Below are 342 nucleotides of genomic sequence, written 5' to 3' on the forward strand. Positions count from 1 at the left end.
AGCATCAGGAATCCCGCGAAGACGCGCTTGAGCTTCTTGGGGTCGAGCTTGTGGGCCAGTGCCGCGCCCAGGGGGGCGGTGATCGTGGTCATCGCGATGACGATCAGGAAGGCGGGGATGTTGACCGCACCGATCGAGTAAGGCGGCGCGTCGGCCACCGGCGTCAGGAGGAAGCCGATCGCGGAGGGCAGCGCGATCGTCACGCCGAAGCCTGCCGAGGTCGCGACCGCGCGGTGGATCGGGATGCCGTGGAGCGTCTGCATCGGCGTGCCGATCGAGCCGCCGCCGATCCCCAGAAGCACCGACAGGAACCCCATCAGCGGGCCGAACCACGCGCGGAAG

1 protein-coding gene is annotated in these 342 nt (G+C 69.0%); it reads right to left on the bottom strand.

Going from position 1 to position 342, the window contains the following annotated elements; translation table 11 throughout:
• Positions 1 to 342 (bottom strand): sulfite exporter TauE/SafE family protein (locus B3D39_RS14495; protein ID WP_286789831.1); only part of this gene is annotated, 342 nt, incomplete at both ends.

This window comes from Thioclava sp. UBA3469 (genome assembly GCF_002378135.1).
Lineage (GTDB): Bacteria > Pseudomonadota > Alphaproteobacteria > Rhodobacterales > Rhodobacteraceae > Thioclava > Thioclava sediminum.